We start from the raw sequence: 13,104 nt of genomic DNA, 5'->3' as shown, positions 1-13,104 counted from the left end.
GGCTCTGCGCGATATTTCGCGACAGTACGTGGCCCTTAAGCGGACTTAAGCGGCTCTGCGCGCGCCTTGAAAAGAGACCGCCCGCTGCCGAAGCAGCTGGGCGGTCAGGCACCACTGGAGAAACCTTTTTTCGCTATGTCCGTACCAGCGCTTCCTGTTGCGCCGCCTGAGGGCAAATCATCAGGAAAGCCTGGTACTTTCGCCTGACTGCTTCGTGGCAGTGTCCGCTTCAGTATTTGCGCGTCGGCAATGTCTGCGCGGCGACGCTCATCGGGAACACCGTCTCTTCCGTGAGAATGCGCTTCGGCAGTTGCTTGCCGGCGACGACATCCTTCACCGCCGACATCAGTTGCGGTCCGAGCAGCGGGCTGCATTCCACGTCGACGTTCATCTTGCCTGCGGCCATGGCCTGGAAGCCGCCCTTGGTAGCATCGAACGAAACGACAGTGATGTCCTTGCCCGGATGCATGCCAGCCTCTTCCATGGCCTGGATTGCGCCGAGCGCCATGTCATCGTTATGCGCATAAACTACATTTATTTTATTTCCGTAAGTTTTTATAAACGCTTCCATGACCTGCTTGCCGCCGGCCAGCGTGAAGTCACCGCTTTGCGACGCAATGATCTTGAATTTGGGATCGCTCTTGATCACTTCGATCAGGCCGGAGTGTCGGTCGTTCGCGGGCGCGGAGCCGACAGTTCCCTGAAGTTCGGCGATGTTAATGGGACCTTGATCGTTTTTGTAGTGATCTGCGAGCCAATGACCACCGCGGCGGCCTTCCTCCATGAAGTCCGAGCCGATCATTGTCACGTACAGCGACGTGTCTTTCACGTCGATGTTACGGTCGGTCAGAATCACGGGAATATTCGCAGCCTTCGCCTCGCGCAGTACCGGCTCCCAGCCCGATTCGACCACCGGCGAGAACGCGATCACATCCACTTTTTGTGCGATGTACGAGCGGATCGCCTTGATCTGGTTTTCCTGCTTCTGCTGGGCGTCGGAGAATTTGAGCTTGATTTTCGCGTCCGCGGCAGCGGATTTGACCGAGTCGGTATTCGCGGTTCGCCATGCGCTTTCCGCGCCGACCTGCGCAAAACCGAGGGTGATCTGCTTGTCTTGCGCGTATGCGCCCGGCGTGGCCAGCGTCAGCGCGCCGATGCCCGCGGAAAGTGCGAGTGCGCCCAACGCACGACATGCGGCACGTCGTTTATTCGCCATGACTTGTCTCCTGATCTTTGTTGTGTAGGCGACCCAGCCCTGCCCAGCCCTTGCGGCCCTCAAGGTGCGTGGATCGTGCTGTAGCGTAGTGTGCGGGGCGTTACCCGTCCAATCATATGATTCGCATCCGCGATATCAATTTTGGTATAGCGGGCGGGATCGAAGTCGGGGTGGCCTTGAGCCTACGCGTGGTTTGGGCGATTGACGCTGTGCAGGCCGGACAACCGGCTGGCCGGGCTTTTTATGTGCTTACCTGCTGCGCATATTTCGATCGATTACGACCGGGCGATGACGGCTCGCGGCGTGACCCATCGAAACGTCAGGTTGATGCGCTCGCCGGCCACGCGCGGCTCTTTCGGAACCCGATGCCGCCACTCCGCCTGCGTGTTGCCCTTCATCACCAGCAGGCTGCCGTCCTTCAGCGAGAAAGACTGCACGACACCGGATTTGTTGTGCCGCAAATCGAAGGTACGCGCCGTGCCGAGACTGACCGACGCGATTACGGGATGAGTACCGAGTTCGGGTTCTTTGTCCGCGTGCCAGCCCATGCTGTCGTTGCCGCTGCGATAGCGGTTGATCAGCACGCTGTTAAAACGCGCACGGCTTGACTCCTCGGCGGCGGCTTTGAGTTCGGCTACGGCCGGCGTCCACGGTTGCGGCACGTTGCGAATGCCCGAATAAACATAGACCGCTCCGGATTCGCCCTGCCAGGCGGTCAGCCGGGGCAGCGGAACGCGGCCGGCAGGCGTGCCCATCGTGTCCTGTCGCCACGCGACCTCTTCGACGAGTTGCGTCAGGAGACGCGTTGCAGTGGCGGGCTCGAGCCAGTCGGGATACCAGTCGACGTCGGGCGTCGGCAGGTCGTTGAAAAGATCCATGATCAGATGCCGGATTCGATCGCGCGAACAGCGCGTACGGGGTGAAAACCCCGGCTATTATGGCGGCAACGGCGAAGCATGCCTTGCGCTGTCATTCGGCGCACTCTCTCTTCATTTTCAATATCAAAAGTCCTCTCATGACTCTCTCAGACCAGGCACTCGACCAGCTCTTTCGCGAAGCGCGCACACATAACGACTGGCAGCCGAAAACCGTCGATGATGCGCTGCTCAGGCAACTTGTCGAACTCACCCTGCTGGGCCCGACTTCGGCCAATTCCAGCCCGGCTCGCTTCGTGTTCGTGAAATCGCCGGAAGCGAAGGAAAAGCTGCGACCCGCGCTGTCGCCCGGCAATCTCGACAAAACGATGGCCGCGCCCGTGACGGCGATCGTCGCAATGGACATGGCGTTTTACGAGCATCTGCCGAGACTGTTTCCGCACGCGGACGCGCGCAGCTGGTTTGCGGGCAATGACAAGGCAATCGCCGATACCGCGTTTCGCAACTCGACGCTGCAAGGCGGCTATCTGATTCTCGCCGCCCGTGCGCTGGGTCTGGATGCCGGCCCGATGTCCGGCTTCGACGCCGCCAGGGTCGACGAAGCGTTCTTTGCCGGCACGACCGTGAAGTCGAACTTCCTGATCAATCTCGGCTATGGCGATCCGGCAAAGCTGTTCGCGCGCAACCCGCGTTTCTCGTTCGACGAAGCCGCGCGCATCGCGTGACGCACCCCGCTGCGGTCAACTGAAAACCGCCACGTAGAAGACAACGGCGCCGATCAATGCTCCGACGAAGCAGAAGCCCTCGCCTTCATCCGTGGCGTCGCCGCTGGAGCGCACCCACGCTCCGACGACGCCAAATAGTCCCGCGATGCCCAGCGCGACACACAGCATCGTTACATCGAATAGCGCGCTCCGACCCAGCTCGGAAAAGTCGATATTGCGCACCCCCATGTACAAGGCGATCGCCATTACCGAGATCACCACGAGTGGCAGCATGACATGGCTACCCTCGTGTCCGACGTGATGCGCATGATGCGCGTGATGCGCGTGATGCGCGTGACGTAATGGGTGGCTTGTTCTCAGCAGTTTCATGATGCGCCTCCTCGCCCTCTCACGGCGACAGAACCGGCCTCTACAGCATGCCCGCGGCCCTTGCGGTAATCGATAAATCCAGCCGGTTCACTTTGAGAATAGTCCACACTCGAACACAATTCAAAGCCCATTTAATTGGATGGCGGACAGGCTTCAACAGCTCGAGGACGCGCATCTGGATTGCTGCGGTGCATGAGCTTTGCGCTCGCATCAAGTTTCGAAAATCCAACGCGTGAGCGCTGAATCTGAAGGCTCCGGCAAGCGCTTAAACATGCCGGTAGAATGGATCGGCTCGTTCGCTACGGCATAGCTGCTGCACTGCCGCGGTTGACATCGCCGTGCCCGCGCTTCATGCCGGCCCCTTCCCGCCCTGATCCTTTCTATGCGCCGCTCATCGTTTCTTGTCCGCATCATCCTGATTGGCATCCTGCTGCATATCTACGTCGGCTTACGCCTGATTCCGGATACGCCGGTCGACACAACGGGCCGCTGGCTGATGGCGTTATGGCTCGTGCTGTCGATCTTTCTGATTCCCTTGGGCATGCTGGCGCGCAGTATCAAGCGGCAGCCGCTCGGCGACCGGCTCGCTTGGGTCGGCCTGCTCGCGATGGGCTTTTTCTCGTCGCTGCTGGTGCTGACATTCGCGCGCGACCTGATGCTGGCCTCGCTGCTCACGGTCGAGGCTATCTGGCCCAATTCCATTGCAATCCATCATTGGCGCACCGGCTCAGCGGCGGTGGTGCCAGTGCTCGCGTTGCTCTCGACGCTGGTCGGCCTGTTCAACGCACGCCGTCGCGCGAAAGTGGTAACGATCGATGTACCGATCGACGATTTGCCGCCCGAACTCGACGGCTTCACGATAGTGCAGATCAGCGACATTCATGTTGGGCCGACGATCAAACACCGGTATGTCGACGCGATCGTCGATGCAGTGAACCGGCTCAAACCTGACCTGATTGCAGTGACCGGTGACGTGGTAGACGGCAGCGTGCCGCAACTGACCCGGCACACGCAACCGCTGTCACGCCTCAGTGCCCGTCACGGTGCGTTTCTGGTTACCGGCAACCACGAGTACTACGCGGGCGCGAACGCGTGGATCGACGAATTCCGCCGCCTTGGTCTGAACGTTCTGCTTAACGAGCACGTGGTCGTGAATCACAATGGCGCGCGCGCTGTCATTGCCGGCGTGACTGACTATTCCGCAGGACACCACGACCCGTCGCATCGTAGCGACCCCGCTGCGGCGATTGCAGGCGCGCCAGGCGACGTGCTGATCAAAGTGCTGCTCGCGCACCAGCCGCGCTCCGCCGAGGCCGCCGCTGCAGCAGGTTTCACGCTGCAGCTGTCCGGGCACACTCACGGCGGTCAGTTCTTCCCGTGGAATTTCTTTGTGCGATTCCAGCAGCCGTTCACTGCCGGTCTCGCGCGACTGAATGGGCTGTGGGTTTATACGAGTCGAGGCACTGGCTATTGGGGCCCGCCGAAACGGCTGGGCGCACCGTCAGAAATCACCCGCGTGCGACTCGTGCCCGGCGAACCCGATTAGCCTGATTCGGCGCCTGCAAGCGCGTTAGCTCCGAGCCAACGCGGCCCATCACAGCGCGGGCGCCACCGCCACGCTCGCTTGTGGCGCGAACACTACCGACACCTGCATCCCCGGCGTAACCCCGGCAAGCTTTGCCGGCTCGCGCCCCTGGATATGGAACACCGCGCCATTCGCGCGCTTCAGCGCCATCACACCCGTCGCGTGATCGACCGCCTGAACTTCGGCGGTCACGTTTTCGAGCGTATCCGGCTGGGCAGTCGGGCTCTGGCTATTCGCGGCGTGCGTGACACGTACCACCGCATTGCGCACCATACGGAGATGGACCTTGCCGCCTTGACTGATCTGCGCGAGCTCGCGTGCATCAGTGATATTGAACGAGGCCTCGCGGCCCTGCGCATCGAGCACGGTTAGCGAGCGTTGACCGGGGTTTATCGACTTGACGACACCGTCGGCCTGCAACGTGCGGGTGCCTTCGAACGCGGCGGGCAAACCTGCAGCGTTCGATACAAGCGGCGCGGCCGCCGATACTGCCAGCAACACAGCGGCGACGATGCCGGAAGCTTTCACTTTCATACATTCCTCAATTGAGCTGGACGACATACTCAAACAGTGTGTTTTCCGGGATGAAACCCGTCAATATTCGGAGTCCGTATCTAAGCGGGGATCACTCTGATCCTGCCGACGAAATTTCCAAGCGCAATTCACGACAGTAACGACAGATCGCCTAATCCCGGCTTGACTTAACTTTGCAGAGCTGCCTAAAATTCGCCCACTTTATTCAACCGGAATTACGATCTTGGACAGTAGCAGTTGTACTCGTCGAGCTTCGATTCGCCCGATCGTCTGATCGGCAAGATTTCCGCGCCAGTTTCCTCTGTCGCCGTCTTGCCCTTTGGCTCGATGGTGCACGTCGTTCACATCCCAATTTGACATCAAGCCGTTGACGGCAAGCCGCAGCATGGTTCGATCCCGTGCGACGCCCGATACCCGTCAGCGCCGCGAGCTTTCGCACGTGTAATGCGTCACGCCTGAACCGCCCGCCTCGCTCCCCGAGACGCGCGGCTGTCACGCGTCGGGTTCACACTGCGCGAACACGCGCCTCAACCTTTCTTAACGATGACACTCGAATTCGTCTGGCGGCTCGCGGCCGCCTTCGCCTGCGGCGTCGCAATCGGCCTTGAGCGGCAGATGCGTCAGCGCAATGCCGGGCTTCGCACGATCACCCTGGTCGCAAGCGGCGCATGCCTGTTCGTCACGCTCGGCGTGCTGACCGGCAACGGCACCTCCGGCATCACGCAGATCGCCGCGTATGTCGTGTCCGGCGTCGGCTTTCTCGGCGGCGGCGTGATCATGCGCGACAAAGGTTCCATTCAGGGGATCAATACGGCCGCCACCTTGTGGTGCTCGGCCGCGGTCGGCGTGCTATGCGGTGCGGGGCACTACGGACCGGCGCTCGCCGGCACCGCGGTCGTGCTGCTGACCAATACCGTGCTGCGCGAAGTGAGCCGCACGATCAACGCGACGTCGGTGTCGAACGCCGATCTCGTGCGTGAATATGTACTGACGATCGTCTGCAAGGAACCGGACGAGATCCATATTCGCACTGCCATTTCCAACTCGATGTACTCGGCGCCGCTGTCGTTCCAGAGCCTGACGAGCGAAGACGTCGACAACGATTCCGGCCGTATTCGCGTGACGGCGACGCTCAAGCTGCATCCGAAAGACCAGTCGAAGCTCGAACAGATGGCAAGCCGTCTGAGCATGGAAAAGAGCGTATCCAGCGTCAGCTGGACAGCAAGAGAAGCCGAACCGACGCCCGAATAAGAGCCTTGGCAGGACGCCGTGCGCGAGTTCCCCGGAACGGCGCGCATCGTCTACACTTAGCTTGCAATAGAGTCAGACAGTGTTAATTCAGCGTCCTTAAAATGGACTGCCCCATAACCATCGACTAAGCTCTGTCAGCGTGATTTCTTCACACACAACCAGGGAGTCTCGAATATGGAACACGGCATCATTGCATGGCTCATCATCGGCGCGATTGCGGGCTGGCTCGCCGGCGTGCTCGTCAAGGGCGGTGGCTTCGGCCTGATCGTCGACATCATCGTTGGGATTGTCGGCGCGTTCATCGGCGGCTGGCTTGCCGGTGTACTGCACATTTCGCTGGGCGGCGGCTGGATCGGCTCGATCATCACCGCGGTGATCGGCGCGGTCATTCTGCTGTTTATTATCCGGCTCATCCGACGAGGCTGAGCGTCGTCATTCATGCGCAAAGCGTCAGGGGCGAACGCCGCCTGACGCTTCTTTTCTGCTTATAGCCGCACCGCTTACAATATCACCGCTTCCAGCCCCGCAGCCAACCCCGCCTCTGTCGCCGGCAACATCGAGCCAGTATCACGCAAGCGCGTGTGCCACGCAAAAGCCTGATCCAGTTGATGCGGTGTCTGTCCGCCCCACTTCAACGCGTCCCGATAGTAATCGCGAAGCAGATCGCGATACAGCGGATGCGCGCAATTCTCGATAATCAGCGTAGCGCGTTCACGCGGTGCGAGGCCGCGCAGGTCCGCGAGACCTTGCTCTGTCACGACTACGTCTACGTCGTGTTCGTTGTGATCGCAATGCGGCACCATCGGCACGACGCTCGAAATGCGGCCGTCCTTCGCCATCGACTTCGTGGCAAAAATCGCGCACGACGCATTGCGCGCGAAATCGCCCGAACCACCAATGCCGTTCATCATGTGCGTGCCGCCCACGTGCGTCGAATTCACGTTGCCGTAGATGTCGAGTTCGAGCGCAGTATTCAACGCGATCAGACCGAGACGGCGGATCACTTCGGGATGGTTGCTGACCTCTTGCGGACGCAGCACGAGCCGGTCGCGGTAACGTTCGATCTCGCCGAACACCTGCGCCTGGCGCGCGGCCGACAGCGTGATCGACGCCCCCGACGCGAACGTCACCTTGCCGGCGTCCATCAGGTCGAAGGTCGAGTCCTGCAGGACCTCTGAGTAAATTTCGAAGTCGTCGAGCGGCGAATCGACAAAGCCCGCGAGCACCGCATTGGCAATCGTGCCGATGCCTGCCTGCAACGGCGGCAGGCGCGACGGCATGCGTCCTTGCGACACTTCATGCTGGAAAAATTCGATCAGATGACCGGCGATCAACTCGGTATCCGTGTCGGGCGGCAATACCGTCGACGAGCTATCGGCAAGATTCGTAATGACGATGGCCGCGATTTTTTCGAGCGGAATCTCGATGGCCGGCACGCCGACGCGGTCACGCGTCCGCACGATCGGCAGCGGTTCCCGATAGGGTCGGCGGCCGGGAATCCAGATGTCGTGCAGCCCTTCGAGCGCGAGCGGCTGCGCCAGATTGATTTCGACGATCACCTTATCGGCAAGGATCGCGAAGCTGGCCGAATTGCCGACCGACGTGGTCGGCACAATGCCGCCGGTCTCGGTGATCGCGGCGGCTTCGATAATCGCGACATCGAGTTTGCCGAGCTGATTGGCGCGCAGCATTTCGACCGTCTCCGACAAATGCTGGTCGACGAACATCACCTCGCCGCGATTGATCGCGTCGCGCAAGGTCTTGTCCACCTGAAACGGCAAGCGGCGCGCGAGCACGTTAGCCTCGGTGAGCATGCGGTCCACGTCATGACCAAGCGACGCACCGGTCATTAGCGTAATACGCAGCGGCTTGCCTTCCGCGCGTGCGCGTTCGGCAAGTGCAACTGGGACGGCTTTCGCATCGCCCGCTCTCGTGAAACCGCTTGCGCCGACGCGCATGCCGTCCTGAATCAGAAGCGCGGCCTCGGCGGCCGATGTGATCTTGCCGCGCAACGCGGCACAACGAATCCGGTCTTCGTACATGAAACGAGTCTCTCCATAATCACCAGTCGATCTGGCGGTGCGCACGTCTGCGGTGTGCTTCGCCGCTAGCCAGATCGCGTACTGGCCACGGCATCCCGAGGGACGGCGCGGCCAGTGACTTCGTCGCGCGCAACCTGCTTGCGACAGTTTTTACTCATACTTCAGTTATCAAACCGTGATGCTGCACGGTGGTCGAATCAGCTTCCGAAGTAGATATTGCAGAAGCTCACAGGACCGACGCACTCTTCAGCTTTGGACTTCGGCACGTCGACACGGCTGCGTGCATTCAGACGATTGACGCTATTGACGCTATTGGCGCGCGGAACACCTGCTTGCGCGACCTGTTCTTCCTGAGCGACCGGCGCAGACTGTGCGTGAGCAACAGCAGCAGACAAAGAGCAGGCAATCAGGGCAATCTTCAACACTTTCATTTCGTTCTCCAGGACTGACGGTTACTGCGAGGCAGTGATGAAACTATATGACTGCCACCTACGCAGATAAACGGGGCTGCCCGGAAGTGATCTTTCTATCTGGCGGAAAGATCGAACCGTGCTTTCAACGCGCATTAAACGGTGCATCCTTGTCGAGCAACGCAGCGCGTATAAAGTGCAGACAACTCAGAATGCGCTGTAAATCGTGGCGTTTTTCGCGATCCTCGTGGACGGTTTGCAATAGGTCCTGAGCGATCCACGTGGATGAACGCACCGCAACAAGCGCGCTTTCCCGTGCCCGCGTGTCGGGACGCTCGAACAGTTGCGCAAGATCGGCGCGCGTTCGTTCGATGCTGCTGCTCCAGCGCGGATGCAGTTCGTGCGCGTACGCGGCGCTCGTCGTTTCATTGCGCAGGTCTATCACGGCGTGACCTACTTCGAGCGTGGCGAGCATCCAGCGCATCGCTTCTCGCCGACGCCGCGAATGCCGCGTCAGAAGCATGCGTAACTGCGATGTCAGATCATGCGTGCTCGACTGGAAGCGCTGGTTGAGTCCCGGCAATTCGTCCTTGCACGCGGATACAACCTGCGCGCGCAGATCGCTCATGATTTTTCTCGTGAGCCACGGCATGTCGGCGGGGAAAACTGTTGAAGAGACGAGTGCCGACAACAGCATCGATACAGTGAGCGCGATGCCGTTGTTGATCAGCAGATCCGGGGCATAGCTGACGACGTTATCCGGCCCCGCAAGCAGACAGAAGAACACCGAAAATCCGATGCCGTAACCCGCTGTGCCCTTGCGCGTCGCGACGAACGCGCCCAGCGCGAGCACGGGCGCCAGCATCGCGCACAGTAGCGGAAAGCCGTCGATGTTGGGATAGACGTAGCAGGTGAAAAGATAGCCGGTCATGGTCGCAAACACCGCGCCCACGCCCATCTGAACGGCCATTTTCGATGGGTTCGGCGCAGTCGACGTCAACGCGCACGCAAGCGCTGCGCCGATCACGGCAAGGCCGCCGCTCGGCCAGTCGGTTGCGATCCAGAAAGCACCGGCAATCGCCATCACGACGGCGCAGCGCACGAAGGTGAACGCAACGACAAAACCATTCGTGCGGCTCACATAGCGGCTCGTGCTGCGCGGCTGGCTGGCCGGCTTACGTTGCGCTAACGACGCCGCGTACGTCTGCGAATAGCGGATCCATTCGTCGACGAAACGGTAAAGCATTTCTGCCGCCGTATCGAAGTCGGCCAGCGACTCGGGTGACGCCGCTTCCAAAGGTCGTTTCGTCTCACGTACACGGCGCGGTAACGTCGCCTGAAAGCTTCGCAGACGCGCCGCAATTTGCGACGGGTCGGGGACAATCTGATCCGGTTGCGGCGCCAGAAGCGCCGCGAGTTCGTGGAAGTACGGTTTGATCGCGGTTGCCACCGGTTGCGAACCGGTCGCTCGCAAGCGCTTCAGCAATTGATGCAACGCGTGCAAACGCGCACACGCATCCATGAATTCGCCATTCAGACGACCGAGATGCTGACTGCGCGAACGCATCGCCGGGTCCTCGAAAGCGGCGAACGTGCGCGTCGCTTCGAACCCGACGATCTCGTCGACGAGGCCCGCAAAGCGCCGTTCGAACTGACCACGCTCGATCCCGCCATGGAGCACATCGGCGGCGAACGCAGTAAAATTTGTGAAGCGGATCTGGAGCGCGCGACGCAACGCGAGGCTGGAACGCTGCGGCACGATCAACGCACTGACCGCACTCGAGCAGACGATGCCGACCGCAACTTCCGCAGCTCGCGTGAGCGCGGCAAGGAACAATGCGTGAGGCGCGGTAACGTTCGGAATCCCGATTAACGCGGCGGTGTATCCCGCCAGCACGAAGCCGTACCACCTGAAATGCCGATACCGCACCGCCGCTGCAACGCAGGCGCTCACCCACGCGATCATGCCGAGCATGTACAACTCGGGCTGCTGGACGAACAGCCCGCCGAGCACCAGCGCTGCGACGGTGCCGACCGCCGTGCCGAGAATCCGGTAGAAGCTCTTCGCGAGTACCATTCCGCTGAACGGCTGCATCAGCACGAACACCGTGGTCATCGCGATACGCGGTTGCGGCAGATCGAGCAGCATCGCAATACCCAGCGCCAGCAGACCCGCCGTCACGGTTTTCAGCAGATGCAGCCAGATCAGGCCGTCGGTGTTCGCCCAGTCACGAAGCGCGGGGCTGAGCGACTTCTCGCTGAACGATTGCCACATGACACGCCACGGGCGGATGGAATCCACCGTGAATCTGATCGCATGTTGGCGTTTCATCTGAAAGCAGTGCGCCCCGCTTGGTCGCTGGAAAAAGCGCCGGCGACGACTGCGCGCACCGGCAGGCAAGGCGCCGATTGTAGGAGCATGCAATGCGTGCATTAAGGGGGCGATCAGGGAACGTCCCTTCCAGAACGGACAACAATGCGCCTTCGCGAGAGGCGGACAATACGGCTTCTGCCGTGAAATAGAAGGATCGATGGATACGTTACAAAATATGCGGGTGTTCGTGCGCGTGGTTGAAGCCGGCAGTTTTACCGCCGCCGCGCAGTCGCTCAATTCGACGACGGGCGCCATGTCCCGCGCAGTCTCCGAACTCGAAGCGCACTTGCGCACCCGTCTGCTGAACCGGTCCACGCGACGGCTTGCGCTGACCACCGCGGGCGAACGTTATCTGAAGCGATCGCAGCAGATACTTGCCGATGTCGACACGGCCGAGGAAGAAGCGAGTTGCGCGCACGAGCGTCCGAGTGGCGCGCTGCGGATGCACAGTTTTGCCAGCATCGGCCAGCATTACGTGTTGCCTGCCGTTTCGCGTTATCGCGCGTTGTATCCGGAGGTGACGGTCGAACTGACGCTGTCGCAGCGCATGCCCGATCTTTTCGAAGGTAGCGCGGATGTCGCGGTGATCGGGGCTTCTACGCTGCCTAATTCGGATCTCGTGTCGCTCCCGCTGGGGACGACGTTCAGCATTTTGTGCGCGTCGCCGGCTTATGTACGCGCACACGGTGCGCCGCAGAAACCGGGGGATCTGGCGCATCACGAGTGCCTGATTCTGCACACGCCGGCGTTTCCCCCGCACGAGTGGGTGCTCGACGGCCCGAATGGCAGCGAAATGATGGAGGTGAATGGGCCCGTGCATGTGAACATCGCGGAGTCGTTGATTGTGGCGATTCGCGAGGGAATGGGGATTGGCATGGTGCCGTTGTATGCGGCGATTTCCGGGTTGCGCGACGGCACATTAGTGCGCGTGTTGCCGGACTATACGCTGCAGAAGATGAACGTTTATGCGCTGTACCCGTCGCGTAAGTTCATCGACGCGAAAACACGCACGTGGGTGGAGTTCTTGCGTACCCATCTGCCAAAAGTCATCGCACGCGACGAAGCATTGCTTGCTGAGGTTGGCCGCGAGGATTCTGGGGAGGCGGCGGTGGTGGTTGATAGTGCTGGTAACGCTGAGGATGGCGACGCACCGGGAGTAACTCAGAATTGAGCGGCAGACGCCTGTATATGCGTATGGAAGCGGCTGCTCTGGTGGATTTTTTGTAGGTTTTGAGGATGAGATTGGGGCTAAGTGCCAGTCTCATTGGCTGCTCGGCGTTGATGCGGTGCTCAGGATTCGCGCTCATGATCGAGGCGCGTACTGTTAAGGGACGGCGTGGCTGGATCACGAGTGGTCGAGTACCTTGCTCGACGCCCGCGCGCAGGGCTGGGACTGGCTCGGGGCGAATCTCGCAGACGGCTCGGCGCTGATGGCCTTCATGATCCGCGCCCGCGATGGACACGCGATGTGGGCGCATGCAGTGCTTCGCAATCGCGACGGTCAGGTCACGACCTTCGCGGCGGATCAGGTCGGGTTCATGCCGGTTCGTACGTGGCGCTCACCGCTATCCTTCCCCTGCAGGGTGCCGGACCTGTATCATTCGATGCCCTCAGACTGCTGAAACCGTGCCTGTAAACGCAGAAACCCCACCTTTGCGGGGTGGGGTTTCTGATGCTGCTGGGGAGCCTGACGATTACCTACTTTCACACGGGCAATCCGCAC

Annotated in this window: 12 protein-coding genes and 1 pseudogene; 6 read left to right on the top strand and 7 right to left on the bottom strand. The window is 60.8% G+C overall.

Translation table 11 applies throughout. The features are described 5' to 3' along the window. Positions 1 to 229: 229 nt before the first annotated feature. Positions 230 to 1,216 carry an ABC transporter substrate-binding protein gene (locus ABH945_RS31725; protein WP_429253289.1) on the bottom strand — a complete coding sequence of 329 codons (987 nt, stop codon included), beginning with the start codon at positions 1,214 to 1,216 and terminating at the stop codon, positions 230 to 232. 275 nt (positions 1,217 to 1,491) lie between these two features. Next, positions 1,492 to 2,094: an alpha-ketoglutarate-dependent dioxygenase AlkB family protein gene (locus ABH945_RS31720; protein ID WP_429253288.1), complete on the bottom strand. Its 603-nt coding sequence runs from the start codon at positions 2,092 to 2,094 to the stop codon at positions 1,492 to 1,494. Positions 2,095 to 2,231: 137 nt separating this feature from the next. Between ABH945_RS31720 and ABH945_RS31715 the strand changes: the two genes are divergently transcribed. Continuing rightward, complete coding sequence (locus tag ABH945_RS31715) at positions 2,232 to 2,816, top strand: malonic semialdehyde reductase (RefSeq protein ID WP_429253287.1); 585 nt, start codon at positions 2,232 to 2,234, stop codon at positions 2,814 to 2,816. Positions 2,817 to 2,831: 15 nt separating this feature from the next. Here ABH945_RS31715 and ABH945_RS31710 read toward each other — a convergent pair whose 3' ends face one another. After that, the gene (locus ABH945_RS31710; protein WP_429253286.1) at positions 2,832 to 3,185 is read right to left on the bottom strand and encodes a hypothetical protein; all 354 of its coding nucleotides are present in this window, start codon (positions 3,183 to 3,185) and stop codon (positions 2,832 to 2,834) included. Positions 3,186 to 3,567: 382 nt separating this feature from the next. On the opposite strand from ABH945_RS31710, the gene ABH945_RS31705 reads away from it, so the two are divergent. Continuing rightward, complete coding sequence (locus tag ABH945_RS31705) at positions 3,568 to 4,731, top strand: metallophosphoesterase (protein WP_074768016.1); 1,164 nt, start codon at positions 3,568 to 3,570, stop codon at positions 4,729 to 4,731. A gap of 48 nt (positions 4,732 to 4,779) precedes the next feature. Here the strand turns inward: ABH945_RS31705 and ABH945_RS31700 are convergent, their stop codons facing one another. Next, entirely contained in the window at positions 4,780 to 5,304 is a 525-nt protein-coding gene (locus tag ABH945_RS31700) for a hypothetical protein (protein WP_429253285.1), read from the bottom strand. 543 nt (positions 5,305 to 5,847) lie between these two features. Between ABH945_RS31700 and ABH945_RS31695 the strand changes: the two genes are divergently transcribed. Next, entirely contained in the window at positions 5,848 to 6,555 is a 708-nt protein-coding gene (locus ABH945_RS31695; protein ID WP_074768012.1) for an MgtC/SapB family protein, read from the top strand. A 174-nt stretch (positions 6,556 to 6,729) separates the two neighbouring features. Then, on the top strand, positions 6,730 to 6,981 hold the full coding sequence (locus tag ABH945_RS31690) for a GlsB/YeaQ/YmgE family stress response membrane protein (protein ID WP_074768010.1): 252 nt from the start codon (positions 6,730 to 6,732) through the stop codon (positions 6,979 to 6,981). 74 nt (positions 6,982 to 7,055) lie between these two features. Here ABH945_RS31690 and ABH945_RS31685 read toward each other — a convergent pair whose 3' ends face one another. The 3 genes from ABH945_RS31685 to ABH945_RS31675 all read right to left on the bottom strand — a co-directional run bounded on the left by ABH945_RS31685 (position 7,056) and on the right by ABH945_RS31675 (position 11,339). Next, the gene (locus tag ABH945_RS31685; protein ID WP_429253284.1) at positions 7,056 to 8,597 is read right to left on the bottom strand and encodes an acetyl-CoA hydrolase/transferase family protein; all 1,542 of its coding nucleotides are present in this window, start codon (positions 8,595 to 8,597) and stop codon (positions 7,056 to 7,058) included. A gap of 197 nt (positions 8,598 to 8,794) precedes the next feature. Further along, the gene (locus tag ABH945_RS31680; protein WP_074768006.1) at positions 8,795 to 9,028 is read right to left on the bottom strand and encodes a hypothetical protein; all 234 of its coding nucleotides are present in this window, start codon (positions 9,026 to 9,028) and stop codon (positions 8,795 to 8,797) included. A 124-nt stretch (positions 9,029 to 9,152) separates the two neighbouring features. Further along, positions 9,153 to 11,339 carry an FUSC family protein gene (locus ABH945_RS31675; protein WP_074768004.1) on the bottom strand — a complete coding sequence of 729 codons (2,187 nt, stop codon included), beginning with the start codon at positions 11,337 to 11,339 and terminating at the stop codon, positions 9,153 to 9,155. A 199-nt stretch (positions 11,340 to 11,538) separates the two neighbouring features. On the opposite strand from ABH945_RS31675, the gene ABH945_RS31670 reads away from it, so the two are divergent. Then, positions 11,539 to 12,552 carry a LysR family transcriptional regulator gene (locus tag ABH945_RS31670; protein WP_429253283.1) on the top strand — a complete coding sequence of 338 codons (1,014 nt, stop codon included), beginning with the start codon at positions 11,539 to 11,541 and terminating at the stop codon, positions 12,550 to 12,552. Positions 12,553 to 12,709: 157 nt separating this feature from the next. After that, positions 12,710 to 12,946: pseudogene (locus ABH945_RS31665) on the top strand (lipocalin family protein); the annotation flags it as partial. Positions 12,947 to 13,104 lie beyond the last annotated feature (158 nt).

The organism is Paraburkholderia sp. GAS333, from assembly GCF_050435665.1.
Classification (GTDB): Bacteria; Pseudomonadota; Gammaproteobacteria; order Burkholderiales; family Burkholderiaceae; genus Paraburkholderia; species Paraburkholderia fungorum_A.
The sequence above is the reverse complement of the archived record's forward strand: the minus strand, read 5'-3'. Positions and strand labels throughout refer to the sequence as shown.

Coding starts and splice junctions, on each gene's coding strand:
- ABH945_RS31725 (WP_429253289.1), bottom strand. CDS start 1,216: ATGGCGAATAAACGACGTGCCGCATGTCGTGCGTTGGGCGCACTCGCA.
- ABH945_RS31720 (WP_429253288.1), bottom strand. CDS start 2,094: ATGGATCTTTTCAACGACCTGCCGACGCCCGACGTCGACTGGTATCCC.
- ABH945_RS31715 (WP_429253287.1), top strand. CDS start 2,232: ATGACTCTCTCAGACCAGGCACTCGACCAGCTCTTTCGCGAAGCGCGC.
- ABH945_RS31710 (WP_429253286.1), bottom strand. CDS start 3,185: ATGAAACTGCTGAGAACAAGCCACCCATTACGTCACGCGCATCACGCG.
- ABH945_RS31705 (WP_074768016.1), top strand. CDS start 3,568: ATGCGCCGCTCATCGTTTCTTGTCCGCATCATCCTGATTGGCATCCTG.
- ABH945_RS31700 (WP_429253285.1), bottom strand. CDS start 5,304: ATGAAAGTGAAAGCTTCCGGCATCGTCGCCGCTGTGTTGCTGGCAGTA.
- ABH945_RS31695 (WP_074768012.1), top strand. CDS start 5,848: ATGACACTCGAATTCGTCTGGCGGCTCGCGGCCGCCTTCGCCTGCGGC.
- ABH945_RS31690 (WP_074768010.1), top strand. CDS start 6,730: ATGGAACACGGCATCATTGCATGGCTCATCATCGGCGCGATTGCGGGC.
- ABH945_RS31685 (WP_429253284.1), bottom strand. CDS start 8,597: ATGTACGAAGACCGGATTCGTTGTGCCGCGTTGCGCGGCAAGATCACA.
- ABH945_RS31680 (WP_074768006.1), bottom strand. CDS start 9,028: ATGAAAGTGTTGAAGATTGCCCTGATTGCCTGCTCTTTGTCTGCTGCT.
- ABH945_RS31675 (WP_074768004.1), bottom strand. CDS start 11,339: ATGAAACGCCAACATGCGATCAGATTCACGGTGGATTCCATCCGCCCG.
- ABH945_RS31670 (WP_429253283.1), top strand. CDS start 11,539: ATGGATACGTTACAAAATATGCGGGTGTTCGTGCGCGTGGTTGAAGCC.